Source organism: Escherichia sp. E4930 (assembly GCF_005845405.1).
In the GTDB taxonomy this organism is placed as follows: Bacteria; Pseudomonadota; Gammaproteobacteria; order Enterobacterales; family Enterobacteriaceae; genus Escherichia.
In genome coordinates this window covers 1-8,796 of sequence record NZ_VCDZ01000044.1, presented here as the reverse complement: position 1 = coordinate 8,796, position 8,796 = coordinate 1, and the positions used below count along the sequence as shown (strand labels likewise).

Sequence of the window (8,796 nt, the reverse complement as noted above, 5' to 3'; positions counted from 1 at the left end):
GCTGCTGAACCGGCTGTTCAGGCACTGGTGCGTAATAGGGTTGTTGAACAGGTTGTTCCGCAGCAGGCGCATAATATGGCTGCTGAATCGACTGTTCAGGCACTGGTGCGTAATAGGGTTGTTGAACAGGTTGTTCCGCAGCAGGCGCATAATATGGCTGCTGTGACTGCACAGGTTGTTGCGGATAACCTTCCGGCGCTGGGGCAATGACCGGCTCGCCCGTTTGCGGTCCTGGCGCAGGCTGCCAGGCAACAGCAGGTTGAGCAGGTGGAACATCAACCGACGCAACAGGCGGCGTCTGAGTAACAGGCCCAACCGGAGCAGCCCAGCTTTGCGTCGCCGTGGTAGCAGCAGCTGCCGCAGCAACAGGTTCGGTAATTGGTGCACCGTTTAATAATGGATCGTATTCGTCATATTCTGGCTGCGTTGCACGGTTACCCGAAAAGAGGACATCATCAGGATCAGCGGCTACGCCGCGCGCAGTGTAGGTAATGTCGTCTTCATCATCCATCCGCTTACCCGAGAACAATGCAGCGTCTGTTTGCCGCCCCATCGGATTGATGAATTTTTCCGCCAGACGTTTACGACGCGCTAACGCGCCACGAAGAATACGAGCACGGCGCGATTCATGCTGTTTGCCGTTTTTTTCGTCTTCATACTCTTCGTCGTCTTCATACTCTTCTTCATCAACCCAGGTATCATCGCGACGAGTGCGGTTACTGGCGAAAGTGAGGATGTTTAAAATCCAGCCCCCCAGTTTTTCGGCAATGGTCACCCAGGACCAGCCGGTAAACAGCGTCAGGCCAGCCGCCCAAACACAGAGCAGCGCAATGGTCCCGCCACTGCTGTGCAACAGCGGCTGCAGCGTAGTGCTTAATAAACTACCGATTACACCACCGGAGGCAAAATACCAGATGTCGTCCGCGTTGATTGCCGCAAGGCCACAGGACGTAAGGATAAGCGCCAGCACGCCAATAATTCGTAGTGAAACGGCGAAATAGTCAACGTACTCATCGCTGGACTGATGACGCCAGGCAAACCAACAGCCGCCAACAATAATGACCGGGATGGTGTAAGCCATCACGCCAAAAATGAAGAACAGCGTATCTGCCAGCCACGCGCCAGGCGTCCCGCCTAAATTATGGATAGGCTCATGCCAGGCCGTTTGCGACCAGCTGGGGTCCGAAGGGTTAAAGCTTAATAAGGCTGCCATCAACCAGACGGCAAACAGGACAATAAGAATCAGCAACGCCTCCAGAAGTCGGCGCCCGCTGCTTAACTTTGTCAATGTGACTTCTTTGTCTTCAGTGTATTCCTGGCTCAAGAAAGGCTCTCCAGGTTACAGGCTTTTCCTGCCCGATGCTAAAACGGACAACAGCACCAGGTTACCCCAGTACTGTTGCTGTATGGATTAACAGGAGTGTAATCAAAATACGCTTATTTTGCACCTGTTCCGTGTTAGCGCGTCTTAATAACCAGACGATTACTCTGCTTGACTTCTTCCATAACAACGTATGTCCGTGTGTCATTGACGCCAGGCAGACGCAGCAGGGTTTCCCCTAGCAGCTTACGATAAGCTGACATATCCGGCACGCGTGTTTTCAACAGGTAGTCGAAATCACCGGATACTAAATGACACTCCTGAATTTCTTCAAGTTTTTGCACAGCAGTATTGAATTGTTCAAACACATCCGGAGCGCCACGATTCAGAGTAATCTCAACGAATACCAGAAGTGATGCATCCAGATAATGCGGGTTCAACAGCGCCGTATAGCCCTGAATAAACCCTTGTCTTTCCAGCCGACGCACACGCTCAAGGCACGGCGTTGGGGAAAGTCCCACACGTTTAGAAAGCTCGACGTTAGAAATACGCCCATCCTTTTGCAACTCATTAAGAATGTTACGATCGATACGGTCGAGATCTTTGCCAGGGCGCTTCTTGCTATCTACCATTATTATTGTCTCTCTGTATTCCTTCCCTACTCCTGTCTGACCCTGAAGACATCACTGTTCAGAGTCGCTACCTGTCACGATAGACCGAAATCATTAAGATTCACGGCTCGCAATGCCTGGGTCTACGGTGAGAAGACCGTTGCCTTGAGGCAGCTATCGACATCACGAATGGCGTCTGTCCACGCCATGCGTAGATTTCACTAGCACGGTAAACATGGTATTTACATGCATGATTATGCGCACATAACAATACTGTTTTTTTCTTCCTCGAATGTTTTCGCAAAACACCAGGTGATTGTCAAAGCAAAACATCGTTTTTTAGTACAACATGCCAGTTATTCATTAACAGTGACGTTTAATCATCATTTAATCGGCTTATAAACCGGAAAAATTAAGTAGCAGACGTGATAATGACGGGAGAATTTGACACGATTATCGCTTTTGACGATTGCACAAATCGTTAACAAAATCGTCATACTCTTTTTTTACGTCTGTAAATTCCCTACAATCCTGCCCATTGTCTGCCAACAACTATGGGGATCTCATGGGCACGACCAAACACAGTAAACTGCTTATCCTGGGCTCAGGCCCGGCGGGATATACCGCTGCTGTCTACGCGGCACGCGCCAACCTGCAACCGGTGCTGATGACCGGCATGGAAAAAGGCGGCCAGCTGACGACGACCACTGAAGTAGAAAACTGGCCAGGAGATCCAAATGATCTGACCGGCCCGTTACTCATGGAACGCATGCATGAACATGCTACCAAGTTTGAAACTGAAATTATTTTTGACCACATTAATAAAGTGGATTTGCAGAATCGTCCGTTCCGCCTGACTGGCGATAATGGCGAATATACCTGCGATGCGCTGATTATTGCCACCGGGGCTTCTGCACGCTATCTCGGCCTGCCCTCTGAAGAAGCCTTTAAAGGCCGTGGGGTTTCTGCCTGTGCAACCTGCGATGGATTTTTCTATCGCAACCAAAAAGTGGCGGTTATCGGCGGCGGCAATACTGCAGTTGAAGAGGCGCTGTATCTGTCTAACATCGCTTCCGAAGTACATTTGATCCACCGCCGCGATGGTTTCCGTGCGGAAAAAATCCTCATTAAGCGTCTTATGGACAAAGTGGAGAACGGCAACATCATTCTGCACACCAACCGTACGCTGGAAGAAGTGATCGGCGATCAGATGGGCGTCACTGGCGTTCGTCTGCGCGATACGCAAAACAGCGATAATATCGAGTCTCTCGACGTTGCTGGTCTGTTTGTTGCTATCGGTCACAGTCCGAACACGGCTATTTTTGAAGGACAACTGGAACTGGAAAACGGCTACATCAAAGTGCAGTCGGGTATTCATGGTAATGCCACCCAGACCAGCATTCCGGGTGTCTTTGCCGCAGGTGACGTGATGGATCATATTTATCGTCAGGCCATTACTTCTGCCGGTACAGGCTGCATGGCAGCACTTGATGCGGAACGCTACCTCGACGGTTTAGCTGACGCAAAATAATTTTACAAATCAGTAACAAAAGTAAAGAAGGCGACACCATGCGACTATGGGTCGCCTTTATTTTTTCCCCGTTGTAACATTGCTCTGCAAATAATTCTGATAACTCACCTGCTAAGCGTGCAATGAATAAATCCCGTCAAAAAGAGTTAACCCGCTGGTTAAAACAGCAAAGCGTCATCTCCCAACGTTGGCTGAATATTTCTCGTCTGCTGGGCTTTGTGAGCGGCATATTAATAATTGCCCAGGCCTGGTTTATGGCGCGAATTCTGCAACATATGATCATGGAGAACATCCCCCGAGAAGCCTTGCTACTTCCCTTTACCTTGCTGGTGATGACCTTTGTGCTGCGTGCATGGGTGGTCTGGTTACGCGAACGGGTGGGCTATCACGCCGGGCAACATATTCGTTTTGCCATCCGCCGCCAGGTTCTTGACCGTTTGCAGCAGGCGGGGCCTGCCTGGATTCAGGGCAAACCTGCGGGCAGCTGGGCGACGCTGGTGCTCGAGCAAATTGACGATATGCATGATTACTACGCTCGCTACCTACGCAAATGGCGCTGGCAGTCTCAGTGCCACTACTGATTGTCGTCGCAATTTTTCCTTCTAACTGGGCCGCGGCACTTATTTTACTCGGCACTGCACCGTTAATTCCGTTGTTTATGGCTTTAGTTGGGATGGGTGCTGCCGATGCTAACCGACGCAACTTTCTCGCGCTTGCTCGCTTAAGCGGGCATTTTCTCGATCGTCTGCGCGGCATGGAAACCCTGCGTATTTTTGGTCGTGGCGAGGCTGAAATTGAAAGTATCCGTTCGGCTTCGGAAGATTTTCGCCAACGGACCATGGAAGTATTACGCCTGGCGTTTTTATCCTCCGGTATTCTTGAATTCTTTACCTCGCTGTCGATTGCCCTGGTCGCGGTGTACTTTGGTTTCTCTTATCTTGGTGAGCTGGATTTCGGTCACTACAGCACGGGCGTGACGTTGGCTGCGGGCTTCCTTGCGTTGATCCTCGCCCCCGAGTTTTTCCAGCCGTTACGTGATCTCGGCACGTTTTATCATGCCAAAGCCCAGGCTGTTGGCGCGGCTGACAGCCTGAAAACATTTATGGAAACACCGCTCGCCCATCCACAGCGTGGTGACGTTGAGTTAACGTCTACCGAACCAGTGACCATTGAAGCCAAAGATCTGTTTATCACATCGCCTGAAGGTAAAACACTGGCTGGCCCGCTGAACTTTACACTACCTGCAGGCAAACGTGCGGTACTGGTGGGACGAAGCGGATCCGGGAAAAGTTCACTATTAAATGCGCTTTCCGGTTTTCTCTCTTATCAAGGCTCGCTGCAGATCAACGGCATTGAATTGCGGGATTTATCCCCGGAATCATGGCGAAAACATCTCTCATGGGTTGGCCAGAATCCGCAATTACCCGCGGCAACAGTACGAGACAATGTGCTGCTGGCACGACCGGATGCCAGCGAGCAAGAGTTACAAATGGCCCTGGATAACGCCTGGGTCAGTGAGTTTCTGCCGCTCCTGCCGCAAGGTATCGATACTCCCGTGGGCGATCAGGCAGCTCGCCTTTCCGTAGGTCAGGCACAACGTGTGGCCGTAGCGCGTGCATTACTTCATCCCTGCTCACTGTTATTACTGGATGAACCTGCAGCCAGTCTCGATGCACATAGCGAGCAGCGTGTGATGCAGGCGCTAAACGCTGCCTCGCAGCGCCAGACAACGCTGATGGTCACCCACCAGTTAGAAGATCTTGCTGACTGGGATGTCATTTGGGTAATGCAGGATGGTCAGATTATTGAGCAAGGACGTTACGCGGAATTAAGTGTGGCTGGTGGCCCATTCGCCACATTACTGGCCCATCGTCAGGAGGAGATTTAAATGCGCGCTTTGCTACCCTATCTGGCACTGTATAAACGTCATAAATGGATGTTAAGTCTTGGTATTGTGCTGGCAATTGTCACGCTGCTCGCCAGTATCGGTCTGTTGACACTTTCCGGCTGGTTCCTCTCCGCCTCAGCGATTGCGGGGGTTGCAGGACTGTACAGCTTTAACTACATGCTGCCTGCCGCAGGTGTACGTGGCGCGGCAATCACCCGCACTGCCGGGCGTTATTTTGAACGTCTGGTGAGTCACGACGCGACTTTCCGCGTGTTGCAGCATTTGCGCATTTACACCTTCAGCAAGCTGTTGCCTCTCTCCCCTGCCGGGCTGGCCCGCTATCGCCAGGGCGAATTGCTCAACCGCGTCGTCGCCGATGTTGATACGCTCGATCATCTTTACTTGCGCGTTATCTCACCGCTGGTAGGGGCTTTTGTGGTAATTATGGTGGTGACTGTCGGGTTAAGTTTTCTTGATTTCACCCTCGCCTTCACGCTGGGCGGCATTATGTTGCTGACACTTTTCCTGATGCCGCCGCTGTTTTATCGTGCGGGAAAAAGCACCGGGCAAAATCTGACTCATCTTCGCGGGCAGTATCGCCAACAGTTAACCGCCTGGCTGCAAGGGCAAGCTGAACTGACCATTTTTGGTGCCAGCGATCGTTATCGTACGCAGTTAGAGAACACCGAAATTCAGTGGCTGGAAGCGCAGCGTCGTCAGTCCGAACTGACCGCGCTCTCGCAGGCAATTATGCTGTTGATTGGCGCGCTGGCGGTGATTCTGATGCTATGGATGGCCTCCGGCGGCGTTGGCGGTAATAGCCAGCCAGGCGCGTTAATTGCGCTGTTTGTCTTCTGTGCATTGGCTGCATTCGAAGCCCTGGCTCCGGTGACAGGTGCATTTCAGCATCTGGGGCAAGTTATTGCTTCTGCCGTGCGTATCACTGACTTAACGGACCAAAAACCAGAAGTGACCTTCCCGGATACTCAGTCCGCCGTTCCTGAGCAGGTTTCCCTGACGTTACGGGATGTTGCGTTCACTTATCCGGAACAATCCCAACAAGCACTTAAAGGGATTTCTCTTCAGGCAAACGCCGGAGAACATATTGCGATTCTCGGGCGAACCGGATGCGGCAAATCAACGTTGTTACAACTGCTAACCCGCGCATGGGACCCGCAACAGGGTGAGATTTTGCTTAACGGCAGCCCGATCTCTGACCTGAATGAATCGACATTGCGCCAGACCATCAGCGTTGTGCCACAGCGAGTGCATCTGTTTAGCGCCACACTGCGCGATAATCTGTTACTCGCCGCACCTGGCGCTACTGATGAGACTCTTGCTGAAATTCTCCGTCGCGTCGGTCTGGAGAAACTACTCGAAGACACAGGGCTCAACAGTTGGTTGGGAGAAGGCGGACGCCAGCTTTCCGGCGGCGAACTGCGTCGTCTGGCTATCGCCCGTGCGCTATTGCACGATGCGCCGTTAGTATTACTGGATGAACCAACCGAAGGCTTAGATGCCACGACTGAAAGTCAGATCCTCGAATTATTGGCTGAAATGATGCGTGAGAAAACGCTATTGATGGTTACACATCGGCTGCGTGGACTTTCACATTTTCAGCAAATAATAGTGATGGACAACGGGCAAATTATTGAACAAGGTACCCATGCAGAACTGCTTGCCAGACAGGGGCGTTATTACCAGTTTAAGCAGGGTTTGTAAGCTATTATTGAACGATCCGACTTGCGTAGTGGAGTTTTGCAGTCATGCGCCTGGTTCAGCTTTCTCGCCATTCAATAGCCTTCCCTTCCCCGGAAGGCGCATTACGTGAGCCTAACGGTCTGCTGGCGCTGGGAGGCGATCTTAGCCCTGCTCGGTTACTCATGGCTTATCAGCGCGGTATTTTCCCGTGGTTTTCTCCGGGCGATCCTATTCTCTGGTGGTCGCCTGATCCACGTGCGGTTTTATGGCCAGAATCACTACATATCAGCCGCAGCATGAAACGTTTTCATAAGCGCTCTCCCTATCGCGTCACGCTGAATTACGCGTTTGATCAGGTCATTGAAGGATGCGCCAGCGATCGCGAAGAAGGGACCTGGATTACGCGTGACGTCGTCGAAGCCTACCATCGCCTTCACGAGTTGGGCCATGCCCATTCCATAGAAGTGTGGCGTGAAGGCGAAATTGTCGGCGGCATGTACGGCGTGGCGCAGGGAACACTGTTTTGTGGCGAGTCGATGTTCAGCCGCATGGAGAATGCCTCGAAAACGGCGCTCCTGGTTTTTTGTGACGAATTTATCCGCCACGGCGGCAAGCTTATCGACTGCCAGGTATTAAATGACCATACGGCCTCGCTTGGTGCCTGCGAAATTCCTCGCCGGGATTACCTCAATTATCTCAATCAACTGCGCCCCGAACGGTTACCAAATAATTTCTGGGTACCACGGCGATTGTTTTCACCACAAGAATGAATGTTTTCGGCACATTTCTCCCCAGAGTGTTATAATTGCGGTCGCAGAGTTGGTTATGCTCATTACTCCGCTGCCGATAAGGAATTTTTCGCGTCAGGTAACGCCCACCGTTTATCTCACCGCTCCCTTATACGTTGCGCTTATAGTGCGGCTTAGCCGTGTGTTTTCGGAGTTATGTGCCAAACCTGTTTGTTGCGAATTAGCGCACAAATCTTTACTTATTTACAGAACTTCGGCATTATCTTGCCGGTTCAAATTACGGTAGTGATACCCCAGAGGATTAGATGGCCAAAGAAGACAATATTGAAATGCAAGGTACCGTTCTTGAAACGTTGCCTAATACCATGTTCCGCGTAGAGTTAGAAAACGGTCACGTGGTTACTGCACACATCTCCGGTAAAATGCGCAAAAACTACATCCGCATCCTGACGGGCGACAAAGTGACTGTTGAACTGACCCCGTACGACCTGAGCAAAGGCCGCATTGTCTTCCGTAGTCGCTGATTGTTTTACCGCCTGATGGGCGAAGAGAAAGAACGAGTAAAAGGTCGGTTTAACCGGCCTTTTTTGCGTTTGGGGTCAAGGGGAATAAATACTGGAGGATGGTGTGTTAAGTTTGAAAACTGCCTGTACGGCAGTGAACCACCACTACCCGCGCTTATGGCGAGCGAGAAATTTCTAAGCTGCCTGCATGGCAGTGAACATAAAGCCGTCAACGTTTTGGTAATCAACGGAATTTCTAAGCTGCCTACACGGCAGTGAACTACCACTACGTTACTATCCGGCCTGTTTATCGTTTCTAAGCTGCCTGTACGGCAGTGAACATGCCTCTCTGTCTAAACTCAGTAAGTCACTTTTTCTAAGCTGCCTGTACGGCAGTGAACGAGTAAAAGAGAGCTATTCCCCACCACAGTGGTTTCTAAGCTGCCTGTACGGCAGTGAACAATACATTTACCGTCCGTAAAGGCTCCATGT

General features: G+C 51.2%; 6 protein-coding genes and 1 pseudogene. 5 read left to right on the top strand and 2 right to left on the bottom strand.

The window, feature by feature from the left end:
- On the bottom strand, positions 1-1,324 hold a 1,324-nt coding region (locus FFT88_RS24205), incomplete at its 3' end, for a DNA translocase FtsK 4TM domain-containing protein (RefSeq protein ID WP_240731098.1).
- A 134-nt stretch (positions 1,325-1,458) separates the two neighbouring features.
- A complete protein-coding gene (gene lrp, locus FFT88_RS24200) occupies positions 1,459-1,953 on the bottom strand; it encodes a leucine-responsive transcriptional regulator Lrp (protein WP_000228473.1) in 495 nt (164 codons plus the stop codon).
- A 544-nt stretch (positions 1,954-2,497) separates the two neighbouring features.
- Between lrp and trxB the strand changes: the two genes are divergently transcribed.
- The 5 genes and pseudogenes from trxB to infA all read left to right on the top strand — a co-directional run bounded on the left by trxB (position 2,498) and on the right by infA (position 8,325).
- The gene (trxB, locus tag FFT88_RS24195; protein ID WP_135404502.1) at positions 2,498-3,463 is read left to right on the top strand and encodes a thioredoxin-disulfide reductase; all 966 of its coding nucleotides are present in this window, start codon (positions 2,498-2,500) and stop codon (positions 3,461-3,463) included.
- Between the two features lie 122 nt (positions 3,464-3,585).
- Positions 3,586-5,351, top strand: a pseudogene (cydD, locus tag FFT88_RS24190) (cysteine/glutathione ABC transporter permease/ATP-binding protein CydD).
- Entirely contained in the window at positions 5,352-7,073 is a 1,722-nt protein-coding gene (gene cydC / locus FFT88_RS24185; protein ID WP_135404503.1) for a cysteine/glutathione ABC transporter ATP-binding protein/permease CydC, read from the top strand.
- Positions 7,074-7,117: 44 nt separating this feature from the next.
- The gene (gene aat / locus FFT88_RS24180; protein WP_135404504.1) at positions 7,118-7,822 is read left to right on the top strand and encodes a leucyl/phenylalanyl-tRNA--protein transferase; all 705 of its coding nucleotides are present in this window, start codon (positions 7,118-7,120) and stop codon (positions 7,820-7,822) included.
- A gap of 284 nt (positions 7,823-8,106) precedes the next feature.
- Positions 8,107-8,325, top strand: coding sequence for a translation initiation factor IF-1 (gene infA, locus FFT88_RS24175; protein ID WP_001040187.1), 219 nt, complete (start codon positions 8,107-8,109; stop codon positions 8,323-8,325).
- The last annotated feature ends 471 nt before the right edge of the window (positions 8,326-8,796 follow it).